The 25040-nt window shown below is 61.2% G+C and carries 17 protein-coding genes, 1 tRNA gene and 9 pseudogenes; 20 read left to right on the top strand and 7 right to left on the bottom strand.

The genetic code is table 11. From position 1 onward, the window contains the following. The first annotated feature begins 417 nt into the window (after positions 1–417). The 6 genes and pseudogenes from Q5701_RS22365 (at position 418) to Q5701_RS22390 (ending at position 7930) form a co-directional block, all read left to right on the top strand. On the top strand, positions 418–2442 hold the full coding sequence (locus Q5701_RS22365; RefSeq protein ID WP_306753104.1) for a Y4lR C-terminal helical domain-containing protein: 2025 nt from the start codon (positions 418–420) through the stop codon (positions 2440–2442). A gap of 287 nt (positions 2443–2729) precedes the next feature. Continuing rightward, positions 2730–2894, top strand: a complete 165-nt coding sequence (locus Q5701_RS22370; protein WP_306753105.1) for a DUF1127 domain-containing protein — start codon at positions 2730–2732, stop codon at positions 2892–2894. 871 nt (positions 2895–3765) lie between these two features. Beyond that, a complete protein-coding gene (locus tag Q5701_RS22375; protein ID WP_306753106.1) occupies positions 3766–4266 on the top strand; it encodes a DUF2934 domain-containing protein in 501 nt (166 codons plus the stop codon). Positions 4267–4781: 515 nt separating this feature from the next. Beyond that, positions 4782–5189, top strand: a complete 408-nt coding sequence (locus Q5701_RS22380; protein ID WP_306753107.1) for a recombinase family protein — start codon at positions 4782–4784, stop codon at positions 5187–5189. A gap of 93 nt (positions 5190–5282) precedes the next feature. Next, a pseudogene (locus Q5701_RS22385) lies at positions 5283–5601 on the top strand (IS481 family transposase); the annotation flags it as partial. Between the two features lie 757 nt (positions 5602–6358). Then, positions 6359–7930, top strand: coding sequence for a Y4lR C-terminal helical domain-containing protein (locus Q5701_RS22390; RefSeq protein WP_306753108.1), 1572 nt, complete (start codon positions 6359–6361; stop codon positions 7928–7930). A 38-nt stretch (positions 7931–7968) separates the two neighbouring features. On the opposite strand, the pseudogene Q5701_RS22395 reads toward Q5701_RS22390, so the two are convergent. Next, positions 7969–8271: pseudogene (locus Q5701_RS22395) on the bottom strand (integrase core domain-containing protein); the annotation flags it as partial. 1485 nt (positions 8272–9756) lie between these two features. On the opposite strand from Q5701_RS22395, the gene Q5701_RS22400 reads away from it, so the two are divergent. Beyond that, entirely contained in the window at positions 9757–10413 is a 657-nt protein-coding gene (locus Q5701_RS22400; RefSeq protein ID WP_306753109.1) for a nucleotide-binding protein, read from the top strand. Between the two features lie 480 nt (positions 10414–10893). Here Q5701_RS22400 and Q5701_RS22405 read toward each other — a convergent pair. From Q5701_RS22405 to Q5701_RS22420, 4 genes and pseudogenes are all read right to left on the bottom strand, one after another. Then, a pseudogene (locus tag Q5701_RS22405) lies at positions 10894–11076 on the bottom strand (IS1634 family transposase); the annotation flags it as partial. A gap of 107 nt (positions 11077–11183) precedes the next feature. Beyond that, on the bottom strand, positions 11184–11483 hold the full coding sequence (locus tag Q5701_RS22410) for a tripartite tricarboxylate transporter permease (RefSeq protein WP_306753111.1): 300 nt from the start codon (positions 11481–11483) through the stop codon (positions 11184–11186). Between the two features lie 7 nt (positions 11484–11490). Beyond that, complete coding sequence (locus Q5701_RS22415; protein ID WP_306753112.1) at positions 11491–11949, bottom strand: tripartite tricarboxylate transporter TctB family protein; 459 nt, start codon at positions 11947–11949, stop codon at positions 11491–11493. A gap of 27 nt (positions 11950–11976) precedes the next feature. Continuing rightward, positions 11977–12660 carry an RraA family protein gene (locus Q5701_RS22420; RefSeq protein ID WP_306753113.1) on the bottom strand — a complete coding sequence of 228 codons (684 nt, stop codon included), beginning with the start codon at positions 12658–12660 and terminating at the stop codon, positions 11977–11979. A 51-nt stretch (positions 12661–12711) separates the two neighbouring features. Between Q5701_RS22420 and Q5701_RS22425 the strand changes: the two genes are divergently transcribed. The 5 genes and pseudogenes from Q5701_RS22425 to Q5701_RS22445 all read left to right on the top strand — a co-directional run. After that, positions 12712–13608, top strand: a complete 897-nt coding sequence (locus tag Q5701_RS22425) for a LysR family transcriptional regulator (protein ID WP_306755473.1) — start codon at positions 12712–12714, stop codon at positions 13606–13608. Positions 13609–13766: 158 nt separating this feature from the next. After that, a pseudogene (locus Q5701_RS22430) lies at positions 13767–13973 on the top strand (phosphoglucosamine mutase); the annotation flags it as partial. 100 nt (positions 13974–14073) lie between these two features. Next, positions 14074–15417, top strand: a complete 1344-nt coding sequence (gene glmU / locus Q5701_RS22435; RefSeq protein WP_306753114.1) for a bifunctional UDP-N-acetylglucosamine diphosphorylase/glucosamine-1-phosphate N-acetyltransferase GlmU — start codon at positions 14074–14076, stop codon at positions 15415–15417. A gap of 122 nt (positions 15418–15539) precedes the next feature. Further along, positions 15540–16226 (top strand): annotated as a pseudogene (locus Q5701_RS22440) (glutamine--fructose-6-phosphate aminotransferase); the annotation flags it as partial. Between the two features lies 1 nt (position 16227). Further along, a pseudogene (locus tag Q5701_RS22445) lies at positions 16228–16821 on the top strand (DDE-type integrase/transposase/recombinase); the annotation flags it as partial. Between the two features lie 94 nt (positions 16822–16915). Here Q5701_RS22445 and Q5701_RS22450 read toward each other — a convergent pair. Next, the gene (locus Q5701_RS22450; protein WP_306753115.1) at positions 16916–18142 is read right to left on the bottom strand and encodes an IS110 family RNA-guided transposase; all 1227 of its coding nucleotides are present in this window, start codon (positions 18140–18142) and stop codon (positions 16916–16918) included. A 245-nt stretch (positions 18143–18387) separates the two neighbouring features. Between Q5701_RS22450 and Q5701_RS22455 the strand changes: the two are divergent. From Q5701_RS22455 to Q5701_RS22485, 8 genes and pseudogenes are all read left to right on the top strand, one after another. After that, positions 18388–18618 (top strand): annotated as a pseudogene (locus Q5701_RS22455) (integrase core domain-containing protein); the annotation flags it as partial. A 186-nt stretch (positions 18619–18804) separates the two neighbouring features. Next, a pseudogene (locus tag Q5701_RS22460) lies at positions 18805–19576 on the top strand (IS5 family transposase). Between the two features lie 206 nt (positions 19577–19782). Then, positions 19783–20562, top strand: a complete 780-nt coding sequence (locus tag Q5701_RS22465; protein ID WP_306753116.1) for an IS110 family RNA-guided transposase — start codon at positions 19783–19785, stop codon at positions 20560–20562. A gap of 332 nt (positions 20563–20894) precedes the next feature. Then, a complete protein-coding gene (locus Q5701_RS23045) occupies positions 20895–21017 on the top strand; it encodes a CHAT domain-containing protein (RefSeq protein ID WP_373568592.1) in 123 nt (40 codons plus the stop codon). Next, entirely contained in the window at positions 21014–23242 is a 2229-nt protein-coding gene (locus tag Q5701_RS22470; protein WP_306753117.1) for a tetratricopeptide repeat protein, read from the top strand. Before Q5701_RS23045 ends, Q5701_RS22470 begins: the two co-directional genes overlap by 4 nt. Before the next feature lie 79 nt (positions 23243–23321). Then, on the top strand, positions 23322–23603 hold the full coding sequence (locus tag Q5701_RS22475; protein WP_306753118.1) for a hypothetical protein: 282 nt from the start codon (positions 23322–23324) through the stop codon (positions 23601–23603). Positions 23604–23678: 75 nt separating this feature from the next. Further along, a tRNA-Val gene (locus tag Q5701_RS22480) sits at positions 23679–23754 on the top strand. A gap of 15 nt (positions 23755–23769) precedes the next feature. Continuing rightward, positions 23770–23907, top strand: a pseudogene (locus Q5701_RS22485) (IS3 family transposase); the annotation flags it as partial. 33 nt (positions 23908–23940) lie between these two features. Here the strand turns inward: Q5701_RS22485 and Q5701_RS22490 are convergent. Continuing rightward, complete coding sequence (locus tag Q5701_RS22490) at positions 23941–24951, bottom strand: Lnb N-terminal periplasmic domain-containing protein (RefSeq protein WP_306753119.1); 1011 nt, start codon at positions 24949–24951, stop codon at positions 23941–23943. Positions 24952–25040: the final 89 nt, after the last annotated feature.

Consider the following 25040-nt stretch of genomic DNA (forward strand, 5'->3'; position numbering starts at 1 on the left):
AATGTGGCTCAGCGCCGTTTGTTTCTGCGGACCTGGGTCATCCGCATCATGGCTGCACCGAACGTCAGGGGTGTCATGACCACGGCTATCCGGGGCATTGGGAGTTCGGCAGTTTCAGGCCACCGTGGTTGCTCGCGGCTTTCCGAGAACTGGGGCGCTTCGATCTGTTCCTGGTCAAGCACGACGAACTCCTGGTCTTGTGGGTAAATGAAGGAGCACCTGCGGCGCTTAGGAGGAAACTGTCCTTCGCAAAAACCGGTGCCATCACGAAACCGTAGGATCAGAAGAGGAGAACGCAGCACAACTCACGTGCCGCCGTTGCATGCACGACAACCTTGCTCTGCACGAGGCAGTGCTCTGCCAAGAACAACGGCTGCGACGTTGACCAGATACGCATGGTGCCATAACCCTGCAGGCATGACCGATAGGATCTCTGCCCTGATCGCCGCCATTGCTGACGCCTCTGACGATCAGAAGCGTACATACCTGTTGCGGCAGGCGGCACGATCCCTGCTCTTCCAGCCTACCGCCATGGCGGAGATTGCCAAAGCCGCGCTCGAGCCTGAAGACAGCGCCTCGGCGCAGGCTGCGGTAACATTGCTGTCCTGCGTGCTCGACGAGGCCCGCATGGCGGTGGAGAACGACACGCCAGAAGGCGACGCGCTGCTCGCGGCTGTTGCTAGCGCGCTGATGGCGCAGGACGCTGCTCGTCCCATCGCGCCCGTGGTGCGCCTGCGCCTGGCGCAAGCCTATGCCCGCGCCAGTCTCCCGCCACCGCCCTTCACTATCCTTTCTCCTGACCTCATGGCGGGCGCGGTGCCTTCCGGCGAAAAGCTGCCTGATCTCGGTGAGCTGCTCGATCCCATCCTGAGAGACCTCGGCGACACGCCTCTGCAGGTCCATGTCGCAGTTTCCAAACTCCTGGCCGGCCTTCCTTCCGAGCCCGCTGCTTTGTTGGTGTCGATGGTCATCGCGCGGCCCGGCGCCGTGGAAGCCCGCCTTGGGCTTTACTGGCTGCTCGACCAAAGGGCCGAGATCCGCCTGGCCGCGGCAACGGCCCTGCTGGCCCGTGCGGAGACGGGAACGCTGCCTCCGGAGCTTGCTGCCATCTTGCCGGCAATCCGCAAATGGCTCCCCGATGGCCCGGCGCGTGCCGCCCTCGATGCGGTGATCCGGCGGCAGATGCGTGATGGCGGTCTGCAGAGCCAAGTCTCCGCCGCGACCATTCACCGGGCAGCCGCAAGTCTGCCCGACGGGGCAGGGGCCCAGAGCCTGATCGCAGCCTTCCAGAAAGGCAGCCGCCGCGGCATCGCCATGGCGATGCTGAAACAGGGCCATGGGGTCAAGGACGCCTTTGTTATTCCCTGTGCCAGTGCAAGCGAGCAGAAGCGGATGCTGGTCAGCATCCTGGAAGAACTTGAAACCTTCGATATTCCGCCCGCAGCACTGGCGGACGGACTGGCGCGCGGCCTGGGTGAGGGCATGGCTCTGAGCCTCCTTCCTGCCCTTGGTTTGGTGGAATGGGCAGAGCTTTTGGGTCCAGACGCACTCACCCCCGCTGCGGGCGACGCCAGAGCCATTCTCGCGGCCCTTGGCACCACGGATGCCCACTCGCCAGCCAGTCGTGCGGCGCTCGTCAAGGCCAGTGCAGACTGGATGAACCGCTTCGAACAGAGCGACGCCTGGTTTGAGGACACGACCGATCTGCGAGCCGCCATGTCCCGCGCCCGGACTGAGAACGGGCAGGAGGCAGCGGTCTGGAAACGTCTGGAAACCCGCCGGGAATGGTGGGCGCGGCTCTTCGCGGTTTCGGCGGCCACCCTGAAGGCCGCGGGCGATCAGGAGTTCTGGCCATCCTTCGCGGCAGTGGCGCAGGGGCTGCTTGACGGGTTCCCCCTGAAACGGATCCCGGTCATGGTCGACATCGTCGATATGACGCTGGAGGCGTCCGACGCACGCGAAGGGAACGCTCCGCCTGTGACAGCGGGTGGGGAGGTCGGCGCGCTGCTTGAGCATGCCGGAATAACTGAAGCCTATCTTCAGGGATATCTCGTGGCCCTTGCCGTCGCACCCCGAGAGCCCTCTCCGGAAGCATGGCTGGGCCCGCTCCTGGGCGGGATTGAGTTTCCGGGCGAAGGGTCGGTCAACCAGCTGCTTGGCTTTGTGACGATACAAGCCGAGCTTGCCCATGATCGAGCGAGTGACGCCAAGATCGTGGCGGGATGGCTTGCCACCCTCGACGCGAAAGGCTTGCAGGATTGGGCGACCGGATTTTCCGATCTTGTTTCGGCTTGCCCACGCTCTTGGCGGGAGAAATCGCTGGCGGCCGATGACAAGCGCGTTCTGCCTGAGATCGAGGCGATTGCCAAGGGTGGCGACAACTCAGCCTTGCGCGCCGTACTACCATCCTGGATCGCTCACCGGTATGCCTTGAGGCAGTAGGATCATTGCTACACGACAGAGCAGGGTCGGCCCAGAGCTGCCGGTCAGACTAATATTGTGCTGCTCTGCAGCTTTCCGCCAACCGGCCATTCATAGTCGCCGCAGCAAGGGGAAGGGGTTCAGTGTCGGCAACGGCAGGACAAACCCGACGTAGACAGAGGTGGTCGCAGGAATTCGAACCAGTCGCTAAGCTCTGGCGATTGACGAAGGACTGATCTGCATGACGAAACGGAAGCGCTATTCGGCCGAGTTCAAAGCGAAGGTGGCGTTGGAGGCCCGGCCGTTTGATGGCCGCGATCCAGCACATGCAGGAAAACCGTGCCCGCCGTGCGATCTATCGCCAGACGGTGCGTGAACTGAACGTGCTGACCAACCGCGACCTGGCCGACCTGGGCATCAACCGTGCGATGATCGGTCGCCTGGCCCATGAAGCCGCCTGGGGCGCGAAGTAAGACACACCCTTTCCGGCCCCCCTCCTCCCTGGGGCACGGAACTGGCGGCATCCTCTCCTCCTCCCCCTTGCGAGGATGCCGCCCCAAGACAGCGCAGGAACCCTTTCTCCTCCCTGGGGTTTCCTGCGACAGGCGGCGGCCCCCTTCCTCCTCCCTCATGGGGGTCGCCGCAACCCTGACATAGCCGCCCTGTTTCGCGGCATCCCATGCGACGGACCCCTCCTCCCATTGGTCCGGTCGTTGGCGGCAACGGCCCTTCTCCTCCTTGGCCGTGCCGCACCCCAAACGCGGCCCCTCCCTCCTCCTTGGGCCAGCGTTCCGCGGCAGCACCCCTCCTCCTCCCTGGGTGCTGCCGCTTTTCATTTCAGCCATCACACCTGAGCAAGACCTCAGATCGGCAAGGTCACGGAAGACGGGCCGTGGCCAGGGGAGAGGACCGTCAACGGTGCCAAAGGTGAATGTGGCATCGGCGAGGCTGCTGGGCTGGATCACCGCCTGGCGTGAGAAGGCCGATCCCATTTGTTTGTCCATAAGGACAGCTTCCGAACGGCTCCAGGAACAGACATGTTGGTCTCATTAGCCGGCGCGGCTTTGTGTTGATCATGTTCCCGAGTTTGTGCCGCCCGGCTGAGAGATCCCCATCCCTTTGTGCGCTCCAGAACGAGAGCCGTCCGGTGAGCGTAAAGTGCATTCGGCGGGTGATGGAGACTAAGGCGCCTTCGCAACCCCATCCCTAAGTCTGCACAAGGGAAGCCATTGGCAAGGTTGCATAAATATGCCACCTTCGGATGCACATCTTCAACCGCCAACGATCTCCATCACATTGTGCACGGGGTACGAGAGGCATGCTGTAACGAAGCGAGGACATATCATGGATGAAGAACGTACCCAAAAGATTCGGGACCGGGCGCACGTCCTTTGGGAACAGGCCGGTCGTCCGCACGGCCAGGATGCCGAGCATTGGTCGCAGGCCGAGCAGGAGATTGCCGCAGAGGAGATTGCCCCGTCATCAGCTCCGGCTGCGACCGCCACCAGAAGCGTGGAACGCAAGCCGAGAATGGACGTGGCAGAAGTGGCGGACGCTTCGAAGGCGAAAAAAGGACGCTCCAAAGCGGCAGGCCTGGTTTCCGCAGAGGCGCCGGGAACGACCAAGGGCCGCAAACCGAAAGCGGTGGCTGACACAGGCGCTGAGGCGCCCAAGGCTGCACGAGGCCGGAAGACGAAGGCGGCGTCCGACGAGGCGGCGGTCAACTCAGCGGAAACCACAGGTGGAAAACCTCAGGCTGGTGCCCCGGAAGAGGGCGATGCTCCCAAGGCAAAGCAGGGCCGAAAGCCCAAGGTGGCAACTGAAGGCTCCACGACCACTGAATAAGCGGACTGCTGGATGGCGCTGACCTGCCGCTGGGGTGCCTTTGCAGCCCTTGGTGGGGAAAGGGCACAAGTAGTGGCGGCTCAGGTCTGAGAGCGGGGTGCCGCAGTCTGATGGAGAAAGCTTCAAGTGGCAGTAAGGGCGGGAGGCGGCCTCACGGCGGTGCAGCGTGGCGGCTGCAGAGTTGCGCTGAAGCTGTCATTCGGACGCGAAATATCAAATGTCTCGGGTCGGCAGCCAGCCTGACCGCCTGAGCCGTGGTCCCGGTCACAGCATGCCTCGCTGCCAGGGTGCTCAGCTGGTTCGCCATGTTCCTCCTTGGTGAAATGTGGTTCAGTGCGGAGAAACGCCCAGGAGAGACGTAGTCATGACCACTGGAACCGGCGGTTTGCCTGGAAAGGGTTTGCGATAACTCGGGCGGCGCGCGGCGCCACGCGCATCGACGTTCCGCTCTCCGCCTTTGTCACCGTGATGGCCAAAGCCTATGTTGCCAAGTCCCGCGCGGTGGAGCGTTCAGCATGAGCACCTCCACCCGCAGTCTGCAGCGCGCTGCCGGTGCAGCGTCGGTTCGGGTAACGCCGAACGGCAAGCCGAAGGCGGTTCCTTACGCGCGCTATTCATCGGACAAGCAGAACGACCAGAGTTGTGAGCATCAGCTTGCGCTGGTGCGTGAGACGGCCGCAAAGCTGGGCTTCGAGATCGCGGAGGAGTTTTCCGATCATGCCGTCTCCGGCCGCGGCCTGCTGCGGTCGCGTCCCGGCGTCTGCGCGATGAAGGATCGCGTTGCGCAGGGCGACATCACCGCCGTAATCGTCGAAGGCATTGAGCGGATCGGCCGACGGGCGGTGGACATCGGCGTCATCGCTGACTGGTTCGAGGCGCGCGGCGTCGATCTTTACGCTTCGAACGTGGTGCGTTTCGACTAGATGTTCCATCTCGGATGATCACATAGACCCTCGCCGGTCTTCCCTTTTCATGGCAAGGTCGATCCTGCGCGAGGTTCGGGAGGGGGTGGGAGGATGCTGATTTCTCTGCACAAGCAGGCGACCACGACGCCAAAGATCCGGGCCGCGATCCAGGCGAGCAGCGAACCGGCATGGCTGGTGGCAGAGCGCTACGGGATCTCCGAGCAGACGGTGTGGAAGTGGCGCAGCCGCGATGACGTCCACGACCGCAGCCACACGCCGCACCGGCTTCAGACGACATTGACGCCTGCCCAGGAGGCAGGCCGTCGCGGTTGCACTCCGCAAGGCGCTTCTCTTGCCGCTCGACGAGCGGCTCGCGGTGGTGCGCGCGTTCCTCAACCCGCATGTCTCTCGCTCGGGGCTCGACCGCTGCCCCCCGGCCCGTTGCCTCAGCAATGCGCTGACCCAGTGGGCGGAAGATGTCGCCCCGGCCGACATACCCTCCTATCCCTGCGCCTATAACCTTATCAAGGCGCTGACCATCGCTGCCAAGGCAAAAGGCGCCACGGCTTACGCAGCGCAATGGGCGGGTGCGCAGGCTGCACGGGCGCGCGCGCTTCCGGCACGAGAGCTGGTGGAGGCCTTGGACAAGGAGATGAAGGACAGCGCAAGCCTGATTGGCGGCGGTGATGCAGAGCAAATCTGACGATCAGGTGAAGGCCGTTCCATCAAGACAGAATGACATTAGCCCTTCAACTTGCGTCGCGGCGCAATGTGGCTCAGCGCCGTTTGTTTCTGCGGACCTGGGCCATCCGCATCATGGCTGCACCCAACGTCAGGGGTGTCATGACCATGGCCGTCCGGGGTGCTGCAAGTGCGATAGCTTCAGGTCTCAGTGTTTGCTCGCTGCTTTCCGAGAACTGCGGCGCTTCGATCTGTTCCTGGTCAAGCACGACGAACTCCGGTTCTTGTGAGTAAGTGAAAGAGCACCTGCGGCGCGAGAAGGAAACGGTCCGTCGCCAAAACCGGTACCATCACGAAACCGTAAGATCAGAAGAGGAGAAGGCAGACACAACTCACGTGCCGCTCTTGCATGCACGACAACCCCGAGTTCTGCACGAGGCAGTGCTCTACCAAGAACAACGGTTGCGACGTTGACCGGATAGGCATGGTGCCCTAACCCTGCAGGCATGACCGATAGGATCTCTGCCCTGATCGCCGCTATTGCTGACGCCTCTGACGATCAGAAGCGCACATACCTGTTGCGGCAGGCGGCACGATCCCTGCTCTTCCAGCCTGCCGCCATGGCGGAGATTGCCAAAGCCGCGCTCGAGCCTGAAGACAGCGCCTCGGCGCAGGCTGCGGTAACCTTGCTATCCTGCGTGCTCGACGAGGCCCGCATGGCGGTGGAGAACGATACGCCGGAGGGCGACGCGCTGATCGCGGCTGTTGCTAGCGCGCTGATGGCGCAGGACGCTGCTCGTCCCATCCCGCCTGTGGTGCGCCTGCGCCTGGCGCAAGCCTATGCCCGCGCCGGTCTCCCGCCACCACCCTTCACCATCCTTACTCCGCACGTCATGGCGGGCGCGATGCCTCCCGGGGAAAAGCTGCCTGATCTCGGTGAGCTGCTTGACCCAATCCTGAGGGACCTCGGCGACACGCCTCTGCAGGTCCATGCCGCGGTTTCCGAGCTCCTGGCCGGCCTTCCTCCCGAGCCCGCTGCATTGTTGGTGTCAATGATCATCGCGCGGCCCGGCGCCGTGGAAGCCCGCCTTGGGCTCTACTGGCTGCTCGACCAAAGGGCCGAGATCCGCTTGGCCGCGGCAACGGCCCTGCTGGCCCGCGCGGAGACGGGAACGCTGCCTCCGGAGCTTGCTGCTCTGTTGCCGGCAATCCGCAAATGGCTCCCCGATGGCCCGGCGCGTGCCGCCCTGGATGCGATGATCCGGCGGCAAATGCGTGAGGGCGGTATGCAAAGCCAAGTCTCCGCCGCAACCATTCACCGGGCAGCCGCAAGTCTGCCCGACGGGGCAGGGGCCCATAGCCTGATCGCAGCCTTCCAGAAAGGCAGCCGTCGCGGCATCGCCATGGCGATGCTGAAACAGGGCCATGGGGTCAAGGACGCCTTTGTTATTCCCTGTGCCAGTGCAAGCGAGCAGAAGCGGATGCTGGCCAGCATCCTGGACGAGCTTGAGACCTTCGATAGTCCGCCCGCAGCATTGGCGGACGGACTGGCCCGCGGCCTGGGTGAGGGCATGGCTCTGAGCCTCCTTCCCGCCCCTGGTCTGGTGGAATGGGCAGAGCTTTTGGGTCCGGACGCACTCACCCCCGCTGCGGGCAATGCCAAAGGCATCCTCGCGGCCCTTGGCACCACGGATGCCCAGTCGCCAGCAAGCAGTGCGGCGCTCGTCAAGGCCAGTGCAGACTGGATGGACCGGTTCGAACAGAGCGACGCCTGGTTTGAAGACACGGCCGATCTGCGCGCCGCCATGTCCCGCGCCCGGACTGAGAAGGGGCAGGAGGCAGCGGTCTGGAAACATCTTGAGACCCGTCGGGAATGGTGGGCGCGGCTTTTCGCGGTTTCGGCGGCCACCCTGAAGGCCGCGGGCGATCAGGAGTTCTGGCCATCCTTCGCGGCCGTGGCGCAGGGGCTGCTCGACGGGTTCTCCCTAAAGCGGATCCCGGTCATGGCCGACATCGTCGATATGACGCTGGAGGCGTTCGACGCACGCGAAGGGAACGCTCCGCCTTTGACGGCTTGAACCGCCCCGGGTTTACCGGAGAGTTTGTGGTTCAATGATTAGGCTGCTTTTTCGTCAGCGTTCAAGCTTGCGTAGAAGGCCTCCTCTGCTTCGTTCGGCGTGACGTAACCGATGGCACTGTGCAGGCGCGTCTTGTTATACCAGTCCACCCATTTGAGTGTTTCCCATTCGACCTGACCAACGGACTTCCAGGGGCCGAGGAACTTGATGACCTCGGTCTTGAACAGGCCGATGATGTTTTCGGCGAGAGCGTTGTCGTAGCTGTCCCCGACGCTGCCGACCGAGGTGTCGATGCCTGGCTCAGCCAGCCGTTCGGTGTATCGGATCGACAGATATTGGGCGATCTCAACCGGTCGTCGCAACACCAGCATATTGTGTTCTCGTCATGAGCTCGTCCAGCGCCTCTGCGGGCGTCTTCCAGCCGAGCGTCTTTCTCGGTCTGCCGTTCAGGGCGACTGCGCCTCGGCTTTCGTCGTCATGGGTTTCTTGCTCATCTTCGCTCCATAAGGGCTACGATGAGCCAAAAACCCTCCATCACGCAATCTGCCTAATCTGTCCCATGGGCGCTGACGTCAGACACCCTGCCCTACAGACGCCTATGCTGGCTGACGAGCACGAGCTTCTCACGAAGGCTGCGCGCCGGCGCAGGAAAAACAAGGATCAGCAAGCTGCCCTGCCCCTGCCCGAAGTCAGGCCTACGACCAAAGGAGTCTCGTTGGAAAGCGCAGCTTTGGCGCATCTGCGAGTCGACAAGCTGTCTTCGTTTGTGTCCCAAACGTTGGCGGCGGCATCTTGAGCTACCGGTACTCTACATTATTCCTCAGCGGCTAAATATCCTGCGCTGCGGCGTAATGCCCAGCTCCTACGAAAGGCCGAGCCGCGGAGTGGCTGTACCCTTTCTATCCTCTGAACAATCCACAGAAAATGTGGACAAATGGCCACATATGGCAAACGCCAGGGGTGTTACGGACTGGCTCCGTTGCTATGATGACGGAATGCTCCTCTGTACGCGAAGTAATTTGCAGGTCCGTAAGTATTAAGTGACCCGTCGCGGACGATCAAATAGATCCTCGCCGCTCTGCTCTCTTGGTGGCAAGATCGATCCTGCACGAGGTTCAGAACCGGAGGCGAGCAACCTGATTTCTCTTCACAAGCAGGCGGTGACGACGCTGAAGATGCGGGCTGCGATTCAAAAGGGGCAGCGAGTCTGCCTGGATGGTGGCAGAGGGCTACGGCATCTTTATGCAGACCGTCGAGTATGGAAGCGATGGGCGGTGAGGCAAGGTAGACGAGCAAATTTGCATGCCTCCCTGCGGGGCTTCGCGGGTTGGCGTAGATGGAAAAACGCCCCCTGCCCACCAGGTCGCAATATAGTCTGTCGCACGCTCTTAGATGCTGAAGTGGAAAGCAGCAGGAAAGGTACCAAATAAAAGAAATTAGTATGGTACTATACCATACCAATAGATAAAGTAGCATAATATACTACAGGCAACTGCATAGTCCTCGCAAGTAGCGCTTTCCCAATGACGATGCCGCATAGCTGGGGCAAGTACCCTAGCATTCTATACCAAAGACGTTGGTACTACACGGTACCCTTGCTTAGAATACTATATAGTACCATTGCAAACCGCACGATAGCTTTGTAGAGATAGTGCGGTCTAAATGACGATGCCGCATAGCTGGGGCAAGTACCCTAGCATTCTATACCAAAGACGTTGGTACTACACGGTACCCTTGCTTAGAATACTATATAGTACCATTGCAAACCGCACGATAGCTTTGTAGAGATAGTGCGGTCTACCACCTGGTACTAAGGAGTATAACGGATGCCAGTCATCTCTTTTGCAACCCCTAAGGGAGGAGCTGGAAAGACAACCTCAGCAATCATTCTTGCCACCACCTTGGCTCAAGGTGTAAGCGTCGAGATCATTGATGCTGATCCTGCAGCTCGTGCCCTTGCCTGGTCTAAACGCGGCCCGCTTCCAAAGAATCTTCGAATAACGAAGTCCGCGGGAGAAAGATTCATCCAGGATGAGATCGACACTGCAGCCCGACGTGCTGCATTCGTGGTGATCGATCTGGAAGGAGCGGCGACGCAACTGAATGCTATGGTGCTCGCCGAAAGCGATCTTGTCGTTGTCCCAACCGGCGATGAACAACAAGATGCAGACGCGGCAGTTGAAGCACTGGCCCAGATCAAGATGCAAGCACGTGCCTTGAGGCGGGTCATACCGGCTGCAATTCTATTTGCTCGAACCAAAGCAGCTGTAAAAGCCCGCAACGAGCGTGAGATTAATTCGGTGATGAGAGAAAATGTTGACGCGTTCAAGACAGAACTCAACGCGAGAACGGCGTATAGCAGTCTACATAGCTACGGTGGCTCGCTTTATGATCTCGACAGGGCAGTAGTGAGCGGAATTGATAAGGCACTAGAGAACGCGGAAGCATTTGCGGCAGAGGTCATTGAGAAAGTTCGGTCATGAGCAGTAAAGTCGATTTCGGAAGATTGTCTGAAGAGTTTCAGCCGCGGCAATCACGGGGCAGGACCGTCGAGCCGGCCAAAACTCCTACACCAGAGTCATGGCCAAGCCGAGAACCTCGACGTGAAAGCCAGCTTTCAATCAAGGGTGCAGAAGCGGTAATTGAGCGGTTTAAGAATCTGTGTGAGGACGAGAGATATCCATATTACAAGCAATTGCATCGACTTATGAATGTTTGGGAGGGGAAATCTCCAGATGAGGGCGTGAAGGAGCTATAGGGTACCATTTGGTATGGTACTATAACGTACTAGCAGCTTTTGTATCGTTCTCTGGCATAACCACCCCATCAGCCGAGCGGCCCTGTGTTGTGGTTGCCGAGTTCTCGCCGCTCGGCTGGAAACATATCCCCCATCTTCGACAGCTAAAATCTTAAGCCGTTGATATTGCTACCCCGGATTAGCGGATTTGCCACAACACGAGGGTTCAGGCGGGCTTTTTGATGTCGAGTGCGTCGAAGAGACTCCTTTGTTCCGGCTGGGATTTCGAGATCCCTGTAAAGGTCTGTGCTCCAATGTGGGTTACGTGTTTTTGGATGCGCGCCAGGTGATCCAGCGCGGTTCTGGGGCTTGCGGTGTGCCCTTTCGCCTTCAGGCGCATGCGCATGACCCAACTGACCATCCAGAACCGGCGCTTGAACCATCAGCGCCACGCAGCATAACCTCAACCCACAGAGCCAAAGCCCTCCAGACCAACATCAGGCCGCCTGTTCCAAATCATTCGACGACGGACATGCAGGTGACGACAGACGCCGCTTCACCGGGCACGTTCAGCAGGACCGAGGTGATCGTGCCGCCATACATCGCACCATAGTAGATGGCGCTGAGCATGATGATCGCACCCGTCGGGTCGAGATTGAAGGTCAAGGGGATCAGGATCGCCGTCGCCGCCGCTGGCCCGAGCCCGGGCAGGACGCCGATCAACGTCCCGAAGGTGCAGCCAAGCAGAGCGAACATGAGGTTGTGCGGGGTCAGGGCGGAGGCGAACCCACCCATCAACAGGCTGAGAGTGTCCATGATTACCTCAAATGCCAAACAGCCCGACGGGAAGCGCAACCCCGAGCCAGTGATAGAAGACGTGAAAGACCCCGACACTCAGCGCGAGTGATACAAGGGCGATCGCGATGACCGATCGTGCGCCAAGCGCGACAAGGACAATCGGCACCATGATCAGGGCAGCAATGGTGTATCCCAGCGGCTCGAGCATCAGCGCCGCCACACCAAGCAGGATGATGACCGACAGCAAGCGCATCCGTGCGTTCGGCGCCAGGGCGGCTCCCTCGTCCGGCAGGTCGATCGATCCGCTGCGGACTTGCAGGAAAAGGATGACAGACAGGACCAGTCCCGCGGCGCCCATGACCAGTGGAAACAAACCGGGACCAGGCCCGAGTTCATCAAAGAGCGGCAACTTTGCGGCGTGATAGGCAAAGAGCGCGAAGAACAGCGTCAGCGCGCTGCTTGTAACTTTCCATCCCAGTTGCACAGTTTTCCCCTCCCCTGCATTGTCTCGTTATTGGCCGGCGGGAACTCCATAAGCTCCGCGGTAGGTGCCGGCGCGGATCGATCGGATGATCTCTGCCTCATTTTCCATCTGCGCCCGAACCTGTGGCAGGATGCGCCACGCGGTTTCCGGCGCAATCGCAATCACCCCGTCCTCGTCACCGATCACGAGGTCGCCAGGCGCAACCGCCATGCCGCAGATCGATACCGGCACCTGGCTCTCGCCCGGGCCAAACTTGTAGGGGCCGCGGTGGATTGCCGAATGCGCAAAGCACGGAAAGTCCGACTGCTCGAATGCGGAAACGTCGCGGATAGCGCCGTCGATCACATAGCCTGCAAGCTGCTTCGATTGGGCGATCTCCATCATGATCTCGCCAATCAGTGCCCGGCTCAGATCACCGCCTCCGTCTACGACAAGAATGTCGCCGGGCTGCGCTTCCTCAAGCGCGCGGTGGATGGCAAGATTGTCTCCCGAGCGGGTGCGGACAGTGAAGGCAATCCCTGCAAGCGTCCGTGACCGATGGAACGGCCGAAGCGGCGCGCCAGGCAGCCGGTCCAGGTTGTCGCTGAGGATCGAGGTCGGGATGCCGCGAAAGGTCTCGACGAGATCGGCATCGCGGATAAGGGTGGTTGTGTCTGTCATAAGGGCCCTCCGTTCAGGAGAAAAATACCGTTGGGCCGTGTTGGAAAACAAACGATATTAATCTATGTTGATTCATCGCTTTTATTCATGGCGGAATGCGCGATGTTGACATTGAAGCAAGTCGAGGCGTTGGTCTGGATCTCCCGCATGGGCAGCTTCGAAAAGGCGGCCAACAAACTGAACCTGACTCAATCCACCATCTCGAAACGGGTCCAGGAGCTGGAGGCTGTTGTTGGCGTTGCAGTGTTCGATCGAAACGGCCGCGACAGTGTCCTGACCCCCAAGGGCGAACAACTTCTGCACTTGGGCGAGAAGATGCTAGAGTTGCGCAGCGAGGCCATGGATTTGAAAAGCGTCTCCGACATGCCGTCGCGGACGTTGCGCCTTGGCGTCACCGAGTTGACCGCGCTGACCTGGTTGCCGCGTCTCATCACCGAGGCGCGACAGAATTATCCGAATGTCGAGTTCGATGTTTCCGTCGACATGACTCGCGACCTTCACCAAGGTCTGGCCGACGGCGTTTACGACATGATCCTTGTGCCCGAGGCCCTGCAGCCAGCCGACACCACCGTGCTGCGCCTTGGCGAAGTGCTGAACGCCTGGGTTGCCAGTCCGGCTCTTGTCGGACACGGTGCGCAGATCACCTATGAGGCGCTGGCGCAGATGACGATCATCAGCCAGGGTCGCATGTCCGGCACCGGCTTGGTGATATCGCGATGGCTGCGGAGCAACGGCATCGAGCTTCCACACGAGATGACCTGCGACAGCCTGGTTGCCCAACTCGGCCTCACCATCGCCGGTCTTGGCGCCACCTATATCCCGATCCGCTGCCATGAACCCTTGGTTGCCGCAGGAAAGATTGTGGTTCTGGACCTTGATCCCGAACTTCCGTCCGTGCCCTATGCGGCCATGTTCCGGAGCGATCAGCCATCCCATTTCACGATGGAACTTGCCCAATTCGCACGGGAACTCTGCGACTTCGATCGCCAGTTCCAATAAAAACCAGATGGTAATCTTTTTGCACTACGTGTGAAAGAGAGGTGGTTCAGGAAATCTGAACGGCTGGGATAGGTGGATTTTCCGCGTCTGAGCCGGGCCAGAAATTGATCTGGTGGATCAATTTCCCGGCGATTGGGCAGCATGATGCTGCGAGCGAGTACGCCGCAGGAGCCGATCCGCTGTCTGCGGCCAAGGTCCGCGCGGTCATCGCCGATGCCGAGGCGCGGCTGGCGGGCACCGGGCGCGTGCTGATCCGCAAGTCGGGGACCGAGCCGCTGATCCGGGTCATGGCAGAGGCCGAGAACGAAGCGGTGCTGCGCGAGGTCGTGGACGGGATCGTCGCTGCGGTCGAAAAGGCCGCCTAAGGCTAGGGTGCCAAGGGCTTCTGGTCCGACCAGCTTCCCCATACGCCGCGGCCCCGATTAGAACGCCGGGCAAAGAATTTGAACAGGCATTGGAGACAGCATGGCGGACAAACCCGTGGCGATCGTGGTTCTGGCGGCCGGACAAGGCAGCCGGATGCAGTCCGATCTGCCCAAGGTGCTGCACCGGCTGGCAGGCGCACCGCTGATCGGCCATGCCCTGTCCGTGGCCCGGACGCTGGAACCCGAACAGGTGATCGTTGTCGCGGGCCATGGCGCCGACCAGGTGACGAAGGCCGTGGGCAGGATCGACCCCGAAGCCCGGATCGTGCTGCAGTCCGAACAGCTTGGCACCGGCCACGCCGTCCGCCAGGCCCTGCCCGAACTGGAAGGGTTCGAGGGTAAGGTGGTCGTTCTTTACGGCGACACCCCATTCATCGGCGAAGAAACGCTGGCCGCCCTTACCGCGCACCCGTCCGATCTGGTCGTCCTGGGGTTCGAGGCCGAGGATCCGGGCCGCTATGGCCGCCTGATTCTGACGGGGCGGGGCTTGGAACGGATCGTCGAATACAAGGACGCGGATGCGGCGACGCGCGACATCGCGCTGTGCAATTCCGGGGTCATGGCGCTTGACGCATCCCTGCTGCGCCAACTGATCGTGCGGCTGACGAACCAGAACGCCTCGGGGGAATATTACCTGACGGACCTGGTGGCCCTGGCGCGGGCCGAGGGGCGCAGCACCGATGTCGTCACCTGCGACGAAGGGGAAACGCTGGGCATCAACACTCGCGCCGAACTGGCCGCGGCCGAAGGCGCCTTTCAGGACCGCGCGCGTCTTCGGGCGCTTGAGAACGGGGTGACGCTGTGCGACCCGTCCTCGGTCTGGTTTGCACTGGACACCGTGATCGGACGGGATGCGGTGGTCGGTCCGAGCGTCGTCTTCGGGCCGGGCGTGACGGTGGAATCGGGGGCGGAAATCCTGCCCTTCTGCCATCTGGAAGGCTGCCATGTGTCCTCGGGCGCAACCGTCGGGCCTTTTGCCCGGCTGCGCCCCGGCGCCGAACTGGGCGGCGACGTTCATGTCGGCAACTTCGTCGAAATCAAGAATGCGGTTCTGGACGAAGGCGTCAAGGTCGGCCACCTGACCTATCTGGGTGATGCCCATGTGGGCGAACACACCAATGTCGGCGCGGGCACCATCACCTGCAATTACGACGGGGTGATGAAGCACCGCACCCAGATCGGCGCACGCGCCTTTATCGGCAGCGACACGATGCTGGTGGCCCCGGTGCGGGTAGGCGACGACGCCATGACCGGATCGGGGTCCGTGATCACCGAAGACGTGCCCGACGGTGCCCTGGCCATTGGCCGGGCGCGCCAGGCAACCAAGCCCGGCCTTGCCACCCGCCTGATGGCAGCCCTGCGCGCGAAGAAGGAGGCCCGCTGATGTGCGGCATTATCGGTATCCTGGGACGGTGCCCTGGCCATTGGCCGGGCGCGCCAGGCGACCAAGCCCGGCCTTGCCACCCGCCTGATGGCAGCCCTGCGCGCGAAGAAGGAGGCCCGCTGATGTGCGGCATTATCGGTATTCTGGGTTCGCACGAGGTGTCCCCGCAACTGGTCGATGCGCTGCGGCGGCTGGAATATCGCGGCTATGACAGCGCGGGCGTCGCAACGGTGGACGCCACCGGGCGGCTGGAGCGGCGCCGCGCCGTGGGCAAGCTGGTGAACCTGTCGGTCCGCTTGGTCCACGAGCCCCTGCCCGGCCATATCGGCATTGGCCATACCCGCTGGGCCACCCACGGCGCCGCGACCGAGGTGAACGCCCATCCCCACCAGTCCGGTCCCGTGGCCGTTGTCCATAACGGCATCATCGAGAATTTCCGCGACCTGCGCGAGGAACTGGGCACGCTGGGCATCCAGCCGCAATCGCAGACCGACACGGAAACCGTGGCACTGTGGACGGCACATTACATGGATCAAGGCCAATCCCCGATCCAGGCCGCACGCAGCACCCTGGCACGGCTGCGCGGCGCGTTCGCCCTCGCCTTCATCTTCGATGGCGAGGATGACCTGATGATCGCGGCCCGCAAGGGCAGCCCCCTGGCCATCGGCCATGGCGACGGTGAGATGTTCCTGGGATCCGACGCCGTGGCGCTGGCGCCCTTTACCGACCGCATCACCTATCTGGAGGACGGCGACCATGCCGTCCTGACCCGCGCGGGCGTCCAGATCTTCGATGCGGCAGGCAACCAGGAGGCAGGCCGTCGCGGTTGCACTCCGCAAGGCGCTTCTCTTGCCGCTCGACGAGCGGCTCGCGGTGGTGCGCGCGTTCCTCAACCCGCATGTCTCTCGCTCGGGGCTCGACCGCTGCCCGCGTCGGCACGGGACGGGCAACCTGCGGGCGCTGAAGCCAAAAGGAACCCAAGCCCGCGCACGGCACCTTCAAGGCCTATGAGCCCGGCTACCTGCACATCGACATCAAGTATCTGCCGCAGATGGCCGACGAGGATCGCCGCCGCTATCTCTTCGTGGCCATCGACCGGGCGACCCGATGGGTCTTTGTGCGCATCTACCCGGCGCAGACCGCGGCCAACGCACGAAGGTTCCTGCGCGATCTGGACCGCGCGGCCCGATGAAGATCACCAGGGTGCTGACCGATCGAGCCATTGGAACGCCATTGGTCCGAGAGACAAGGGCGAGGGGCAAGGCCTTCACCGACCGCCTGTCCGGCCTGCGCAAGCGCGCCGCCAGCGGACAGCACGAGGTCAACACCCTCTGCGCGGACCTCGGGATCGAGCACCGCCTCGCGCAGCCGATGCACCCGCAGACCACGGATGAGATTGAACAGCCCCTTTCTTCAGAGATGTGCTATTTTCTCTCATTACGGGCGACCGCGTGGCAAAGAGCAGAGCGTGAGGTGCAGGCTCCGCCGCGCAGCCGGATCAGTGTCGCGCCTCGTTTGCGGCGCCCGCACCTTGTTTCCGGTTGCACTGTCGCCAACGCTGCATGATGCGGCGATAAGCGTGCTCGGCTTGTTCAGCCAAGGCTTGATCCGCCGCCCGGCGTTCCGGGAGGTTGTAGTCATAGGCGCTACCCCTCTGGCCTCGCTGTGCCGGCCGGCCTGCTGCGAGTTCTAGGCTGCGCAGTTTCCGGGCCATAAGGGTTGGCCGACCCCATGCGTAATCCTCGCCTTTCTTGAGCATGTGCCAGATCAGGACTGCGAGTTTTCTGGCGACCGCCACGGCCGCGACATGGTTGCCGCGCCGCGCCCGCACTCGCTCGTAGAACGCCCGCATCGGCCCGGGGCTTCGCACCGTCTGCCACGCGGCTTCGACTAGAAGATGCCGGGCATCGCTTCGACCACGCTTGGTGATCCGGCCGTGATAGGCCGGCCCGTCGCCGGACTGCCGTACGCTTGGATTGAGACCAAAATATGCGGCAAGCTGATTGGTCGTGGCGAAGCGATCGATGCGACCAATGGCGGCCATGACGCCGACGGCGACTACCATGTCGATCCCGGGGATCGTCATCAGCTGCTTGACGTCCTCATCCTCGAGCGCGGCCGAGGCGATGTCCCGCTCAACCTGTTTCTGGGCTTCGGTCTGGCGATCATAATCCTCAAGATGACGCTCAACCGCCGCCCGCTCGTCTTCGGGCAACACCTGCGCGCGGAGCCAGGCCCGACCCTTGCCACCGAAGAGATCGGTATGCGGACACCGCGGCGCGAGATGTGCGTGCAGGATAGACTGCACGATGGCCTTCAGCCGCACCCGGCTCTTGACCAGCTGGTTCCGGCGCGTCACCTGCCGGCGTCGAGCCAGCGTCTTCTCGTCAGGAATCCAGACTTCGGGCAAAAAGCCCGCTGCGTAAAGCCGCGCCAGGATCCGGGCATCGATCTTGTCAGTCTTGGTCTTGGCTCGCGCAATCAGGTGCACCTGGAACGGGTTTGCCACCGCAACGCGGGCGACCTTCGGCGCTAGGATCTCGAGCACCGCCGTGGCGTTGCCAGTCGCTTCTACGACCACATGATCTGTCGACCGCAACGTGGTCGCGAAGGCCACGAGGTGATCCCGCGTCATGCCGATGCGGCCGAGCTGCCGGTATCCTCCATCTTCCAATGCCACCGCCTCTGCGAAGACGCGATGGATATCGAGTGCGATGATCCGCATGTCTCCCTCCTTGCCAACACTAGCGGGAGCGGGCGGGCACGCGGCATTTACAGATCCGTGCTCTCGGCACATCCGGGCAAGCCGCAGGGGCGACCACATAACGGCACGGGCTCGCAGCCCAGGTTTGTTGCTCGGTCTGCCCGCACTCACGTGCTCCCGATGCCCCGAATCCCGGATGCGCTCAGGATAGCACCAGCGCTGCAAACAACCGAGGATGTCGAAGCATCGACTCGATCATGCCGGATAACGGAATGGTCGAGCGCTTCAACGGCCGGATAGAGGATGTCCTGCAGAGCCATCGCTTCCACAGCGGCGAGGACCTGGAACAGACCCTCCTGCGCTACGTCCACCTCTACAACAGCCAACTACCGCAAGCGGCACTCAAGGGCCGAGCGCCCGTCGCCGCCCTCAAGGACTGGCAACGCCAAAGGCCGGAGCTGTTCAGAAAGCGCGTACACAATCACGCGGGATGTGACAACGAAGCGACGAGGCCCAAAGCTACAGCGTCTCCTCGACCGACAAGCCCGCCATCCACGAGCCTCCATCAATCATGAAAGCGCATGGATTCAGACAGAAGAGGAGAATGCAACTGTAATGCTAGGCTCAGGACCCATTGATCTTCTGCTTGGGGGATGATTCAGCCTCCGCAAGGAGACTGATCGATGAGCAACCTTTTTTGGCTGTCTGAGGCGCAGATGTCCCGGCTCCAGCCGTTCTTCCCGAAGAGCCATGGCAAGCCGCGCGTTGATGATCGGCGCGTGTCTCGAGCGGCATAATTTTCGTTAACCGCAATTGTTTGCGCTGGCGCGATGCTCCAAAGGAATATGGCCCAGCAAAGACACTCTACAATCGCTGGAAGCGATGGAGTGACCGGGGCGTCTTTGCCAGGATGATGGAGGGCCTGTCATCCGAGGCGGCAACACCCAAAACGGTGATGATCGACGCGACCTATCTCAAGGCACACCGCACGGCGACGAGCCTGTGGTGGAAAAAAGGGGATCAGACGCCCAGCGGGGCCGCCTGATCGGTCGAACCAAGGGCGGCATGAACACCAAGCTGCATGCGGTCGCCGACGCAGATGGGCGCCCGATCCGCTTCTTCATGACTGTGGGTCAAGTCAGCGATTACACCGGAGCGGCAGCCTTGTTGAGCAGCTTGCCCAACGCGGAGTGGCTGCTGGCGGACCGAGGCTATGATGCCGACTGGTTCAGAGATGCATTGGAAGACAGGGGGATAAAGCCTTGTATCCCGGGCCGGAAGTCGCGCGGCAAGCCCGTCAAACATGACAAGCGCCGCTACAAACGCCGCAACAGGATCGAAATCATGTTTGGCCGTCTCAAGGATTGGCGACGCGTGGCAACCTGTTACGACAGATGTCCAAAGGTCTTCCTGTCTGCCGTCGCCCTCGCCGCAACTGTTATGTTCTGGCTATGAGCCAAGAACGAGTCCTGACCCTTCTGTATCTGGGCTTTGCTAAACTGGGCCCGTCACCGGCCCCGGCCAGGGCCGATGGCGGGGTGGTGCGCGACGTCTGACCCTTGTGGCATGACCACGTTCTTAGCCTGTCGGCACCGCCTCTCTTCATCGGCTCGAACAGTTGATTGCGGCCTTTTAGGACCGCGCACCAGAAGGAAGAGAGCATGGACAACCTATCACATGGCCGCGTTATCGGCATAGATGTCAGCCGCGATTGGCTTGACGTCCAATGCCTCCCGGATGGGCACTGCTGCAGAGTGCCAAACACTCCGGCAGGTCATGCTGCCGTAGCGGATCTTGCCCAAGACCGGGATGCCGTTGTCTGCTTTGAATCGACTGGCGGTCAGGAATGGCAGTTGTGGGCGCTTCTGGAGACGGAAGGCGTTGCAGCCCGCCAGGTGCCCCCTGCTCAGGTGAAGGCGTTTGCGCAAAGCCGTGGCACACGCGCCAAGACCGACCGGATCGATGCCGCACTCATCGCCCGCTTTTTTGCATTCCGGCCCGAAGCAGGCCGCAGTCTTCCCACAGAAAAGCTACGTTTTCTCAGAGCCTTGACGTCAAAAGGAGCGCAGCTTGTCGAGATGCGCAAACGGCTTCTGGCGCAAATCCGCGCGCATCAGAAACTGGGCACCGCCGCAATGTTCGAGGACATCGACACCGAGATGAAGCAACGGATCGACAGCCTGATCAAGGAACTGGAAGACCGGATCACCCAGGCCATCGCCAGTGACGATCGCCTTTCGGAGACCGCCGTCGTCCTTCGTTCCATCCCGGGGATCGGCCCGGTTGTCAGCGCGATGCTAATCGCAGAAATGCCCGAGATCGGCACCGTCACCGGCGAAGAGGCTGCGGCACTCACTGGATTGGCTCCGGTCGCGCACGACAGCGGAACCCTTCGCGGAAAAGGGCCATCGCTGGAGGTCGCCGGGCTCTGCGGCACGTGATGTTCTAGGCGGCATTGGTGGCGGCACATCACAACTCAAGCCTGAAATCCTTCGCAGATCGCCTCCGCAAGGCTGGAAAACCGCACAAGGTCGTCATCACCGCCGTTGCCAGGAAGCTCGTTATCGTCGCGAACGCCCTGTGCAAGAATCGTCAGAAATGGACCGCCGCGACGCCCTGAGAGATACAGTTGCTAGGATAAGGGTGAGGTTAACAGTGATTTACATAGTCTCAATGGAGGCACGCATCGGCAACTCCTAGAATCCGGACAGGTGGGCGAAAGACGCCGCCTCCATTGGAGGAGTTGCCGTGAACAAAGTTGCCACAGTCAACTATGGGCCGCTCCGAGGCGCTTCGCCGCGCCATGGTTGACCTAATGGATGACCCTCGCCAGGAGGACAACCCGCATCCCTCCATCTGGGCACCGTTCTCCCTCGTCGGCGAAGGAGCTCAATGACCCGCTACATATTCAACGTCCCGAGCCGAGCCGTCGGTTGCGCGGTTTTTGTGCTGATCATTCTTTTGATCTGTATGCCTGCCGCAGGTCAGGCGCAGGATGAAGTCGAGCGCTTGACTGCGCTCGCTGAGAGATACGGCGCTGAAGGTAAATGGAACTACGCTATCGCTGCAGACGAGCAGGCTTTAACGATTATCACATCTCGCAATGCAGGCACGGATAATGCACGCCTTGCCGACATATACGATAGACTTGGTCGCCATCACGCGAAACTGGGTGATCCGCGTCGTTCTGAAGCCTGTTACCGAATGGCGCTAAATATCCGCAGACAATTGCACCCAATAAACCTTGATACCGCCATTACTCTAAATAACCTGGCAGGTATTTTGAAGGATCGCGCGCTCTTTTCTGAGGCAGAAAATCTTTATGAAGAATCGCTTTCAATTCGTCGGAGGTCTGGCGATCAGATCTCTATTGCTACAGTGTTGAACAATATTGGTTTGCTTTATCTAGCTCAACTACGCTTTACGGAAGCGGAATCTAAGTTTGTGGAATCGCTCGAGATACGCGTTCAAATTAGTGGCCCCACCTCTTCTGAGGTTGCCACGGCCCGGAACAATCTTGCACTCTTATATCATGAGACAGGTCGGTTCGCTGTTGCGGAGGAATACTATAAAGAATCCGCCGCAATCCGCGAACAGCGACTTGGGCAGGATCACCCTTTGCTTGCTACCACGCTTGGCGGGCTAGCTGTGTTGTATCGGGTCCAGGGGCGTCATGATGAAGCAGAACCGCTCTTTGAACGCTCCCTCTCCATTCTCCGTGACAGGTTACCTCCTAACCATCCAGATATCGCAACAACCTGCAATAATTTCGCTAACTTGATGGTGGACCAAGCGCGTTACGATCAAGCGGAGACACTTTACCACTGCGCGCTTACTATCCGCGAAAACCTTAATAACTCGCCCGCCCTAGCTACTACACTAATTAATTATGCTGGTCTTCTTTCGCGCAAAGGAGCCTATTCCGAAAGCGAAGCGCTGCTGAAACGGGCACTCATGTTGGTCCAAAGAGACTTCGGGCCTGACAGTTTACGCGTGAGCGTCATCATGAACAGCTTGGGCGGTCTTGCGCTGGAACAGTCGCGCCTATCAGAGGCGCGACTGCTTTTTGAGCGGGCACTCGTCATTCGTAGAGGAGCGCTCGCTCCCGATCATCCAGATGTAATCCAGTCGCTCACCAACCTGGGCGGTTTGAACTACGTCTACAGAGACTGGGGTAAGGCGGTCGGCTTCTTACGCCAAGCGAGCCATGCAGCTACAATGCGATATCGGATAGGAGGCAATCCAGTTGGCGGTGCTTTGGTCGAAAGGGAGCAAGACGACCTGTCATTGCGTGGCCGCCTGTTCGGCTTGTTTGCGCAATCGGCCTCCCGGTTGGCCGATATGCACCGGACAAATGCCAGTTCACTAGAGCAGGAGGCTTTCGAGGCCGCGCAATGGGCCCAACAGTCCGCCGCAGCAACTTCACTCGCGCAAGCGTCTGCTCGATTCAGCCAAGGTGTTTCTGAACTGGCTAGAGTGCTCCGAGAGCGTCAGGATCTAGTGCGCGAGTGGCAGTCGAAGGATACCTATCTTGTGCGAAGCCTATCGCGCGATGTGCGTAACCGTGATTTAAGCGTCGAGCAGCAGTTTCGGAGCCGCATGGTGCAGATCGACGCCCGGGTCGCTGAGCTTGACGATCAGCTGCGGACCGCGTTTCCCGAGTATGCTGCCCTAGCTCAACCGAAGCCGTTGGGAGTTGACCAGGTCCAGGCTCTGCTCGGGCCTAGCGAAGCTCTTGTGGCTATGTTGACCACTGAAACTTTCAGATCGGTAGTTGGTGAAACGATCATCTGGGTAGTAACGCGGGAGACTTCGCAATGGGCTCGGGTACCGCTGGGCACGTCGGCGCTCACGGAGAGGGTTCAGGCTCTTCGCTGTGGTCTGGACAGCCAGGAGTGGGAGGGGATTAGCCGGCCGGCGCGCTGTGGGCGCCTGCTGGGAATGCGAGCGCGGCCGCTCCTATCCGTGCAAAGGGTCTTGCCCAGGTCAATTCCGAGGGTAACGATCGTCATGGTCCGCTCCTTTCTCACAAACATGCACCAGCATCTTAGCCGATGCGCTCCGAGAGGGGCGGGCCATCCCATAAAACTTTGCCGAACTGGCGCGCGCAGCCTTGCCTGACGAAGCGCGGGCCAAGCCCTTGGAGATCTGGTTCCAGATGCTATGAAGCAGGGCTTCGCGGATAGTGACGGGGTCCCTCATGGCCATGGAGCTGATCATGCGAACCATCGACAATACCGCTGATACGACTGTCTATGTTGCGCTCGAGCTCAGTCGGGCGATCTGGCTTGTCGCCGTGCGCCTGCCCGGCGTCGAGAAACTCGTTTTTCATCGGCTGGAGGCGGGCGACACGGCAAGGCTGCTCGCCTTTGTCGCGGCGCATCGCACTCGCACGGAAGCCAGCCTTGGCGCACCTGTCGCGGTCGCCTCCTGCTTTGAGGCGGGGCCGGACGGCTTCTGGCTGCATCGGCCATACCCATAGCCTTCAGTTGGAGTGCATCGTGATCCAGGAGGCTCGAGCGTGCCCGGCAGCGCGCCACCATGAACGACCTATCCGGCGGGATTAGCTCAGCTGGTAGAGCGCCTCGTTCACATCGAGAAGGTCGTTGGTCCAAATCCAGCATCCCGCACCACAAACAAGCATTGCGTGGGAAACGCGTCGCCAGGCTGAGACAGCCATCTTCCAATACATCAAGGGCTTCTATAACCCGCGCCGTCGGCATTCAGCATTGGGAGGGAAAGACCCCTTGGCCTCCGGACGCCCAGCAGCCAAACCGAGCACCTAGAGCGGCACAAATACGTGACGGGTCCAGCTTGCGTCAGAGGGGCGGAATATCAGTTCGCAGCGCAGCTGAATAGGCGGGACCGTCGAGCGTGTCGAGGACGCCCGAAGGGAGCAGGCCAGCAGACTCGAGCTCGGAGAGCGTGAAACGCATGTCGAGGGTGCCCCGGTCGTAGAGCAAGCCGGGCAGGTATCCAGATAGCAGGAGGCGGTAGTCGAGCGGAAGGCCGCTGTCGAACCGCCGCACCAGCCTCCAGACGATGGTCGTGCAGTTGGCGACTATCGTGCGGTAAAAACGAGGTTCCTCGGCCAGCTGATTGGCGAAGACAATGTATTCGAGGAAGAGCCCGCGTATGCGCTCAGGAGGCATCTGGACGCGGTAAAGGTGGACACGGTTGCTCTCCTGCACCGATGTCCGCAAGCGGATTACGTCGCGCTCATCCCCGACCGTGACGATCAGCTCATAGGCCTTGAAGAAGCCAGCAAGCGAAGAATAGGCCTCGCCCCTGGAGGGTCGGATGCCAACTGAAAAGACGAGGTGCTCGCCGTCCGAGAAGCCGAAGCTCACCATCGTATGGGCGATGGCCGGGCCGGCCCAGTAGGTGAGCACGAGGTCGACTGTCTCGAGTTCGTCGAGATCGTAGCTGCGCATCTCCCAACGCGGCTGGAACTCGGTCTTGGTGATCCAATCAAAGTTGCGGACGTTCTCGATCGTGATGCGGGAAGCGTCAGCCGGATCAACCGAGCCGCTCGGCAGTTCGGCCACATCGGCCTGCCAGTCCCGATCGTTTGTCGGGGTGATGGTCACCCACCAGAGGGAGAAGACGGAGAGTCCCGCCAGCACACCCGCGACTCCCGCGATAAGGCCGCGGCGAAACGCCACGACCAGCACGGTGACGAGCGCCGCGCTCCAGAGCGCGATCCACAGGGGGGCATGGCCAGCCTGGAAATGAAGCCCGAGCACGCCGACAGTCCCGACGAGCACCGTAGTGAGAGCAAGGAATACGAAGCCGAGATGCCAGAGCCAGCCGCGGCGGTGTCGTGTCATCGGGCATCTGATCCTGTGGCCAGTTTGACGCAGGAACGCTAGCGGATCCCGAGTTCTGCTTCAATTCCTCCCGTATCCCGGGGAGTTGT

Origin of the sequence: Paracoccus actinidiae (genome assembly GCF_030863885.1) — a bacterium.
Lineage (GTDB): Bacteria > Pseudomonadota > Alphaproteobacteria > Rhodobacterales > Rhodobacteraceae > Paracoccus > Paracoccus everestensis.

Excerpts from the sequence above, each read along its gene's own strand:
- Q5701_RS22470 (WP_306753117.1), top strand. The coding sequence starts at position 21,014 with ATGACCCGCTACATATTCAACGTCCCGAGCCGAGCCGTCGGTTGCGCG.
- Q5701_RS23045 (WP_373568592.1), top strand. The coding sequence starts at position 20,895 with ATGGGCCGCTCCGAGGCGCTTCGCCGCGCCATGGTTGACCTAATGGAT.
- Q5701_RS22475 (WP_306753118.1), top strand. The coding sequence starts at position 23,322 with ATGGCCATGGAGCTGATCATGCGAACCATCGACAATACCGCTGATACG.
- Q5701_RS22400 (WP_306753109.1), top strand. The coding sequence starts at position 9,757 with ATGCCAGTCATCTCTTTTGCAACCCCTAAGGGAGGAGCTGGAAAGACA.
- Q5701_RS22365 (WP_306753104.1), top strand. The coding sequence starts at position 418 with ATGACCGATAGGATCTCTGCCCTGATCGCCGCCATTGCTGACGCCTCT.
- glmU (WP_306753114.1), top strand. The coding sequence starts at position 14,074 with ATGGCGGACAAACCCGTGGCGATCGTGGTTCTGGCGGCCGGACAAGGC.
- Q5701_RS22370 (WP_306753105.1), top strand. The coding sequence starts at position 2,730 with ATGGCCGCGATCCAGCACATGCAGGAAAACCGTGCCCGCCGTGCGATC.
- Q5701_RS22380 (WP_306753107.1), top strand. The coding sequence starts at position 4,782 with ATGAGCACCTCCACCCGCAGTCTGCAGCGCGCTGCCGGTGCAGCGTCG.
- Q5701_RS22465 (WP_306753116.1), top strand. The coding sequence starts at position 19,783 with ATGGACAACCTATCACATGGCCGCGTTATCGGCATAGATGTCAGCCGC.
- Q5701_RS22425 (WP_306755473.1), top strand. The coding sequence starts at position 12,712 with ATGTTGACATTGAAGCAAGTCGAGGCGTTGGTCTGGATCTCCCGCATG.
- Q5701_RS22410 (WP_306753111.1), bottom strand. The coding sequence starts at position 11,483 with ATGGACACTCTCAGCCTGTTGATGGGTGGGTTCGCCTCCGCCCTGACC.
- Q5701_RS22450 (WP_306753115.1), bottom strand. The coding sequence starts at position 18,142 with ATGCGGATCATCGCACTCGATATCCATCGCGTCTTCGCAGAGGCGGTG.
- Q5701_RS22375 (WP_306753106.1), top strand. The coding sequence starts at position 3,766 with ATGGATGAAGAACGTACCCAAAAGATTCGGGACCGGGCGCACGTCCTT.
- Q5701_RS22390 (WP_306753108.1), top strand. The coding sequence starts at position 6,359 with ATGACCGATAGGATCTCTGCCCTGATCGCCGCTATTGCTGACGCCTCT.
- Q5701_RS22490 (WP_306753119.1), bottom strand. The coding sequence starts at position 24,951 with ATGACACGACACCGCCGCGGCTGGCTCTGGCATCTCGGCTTCGTATTC.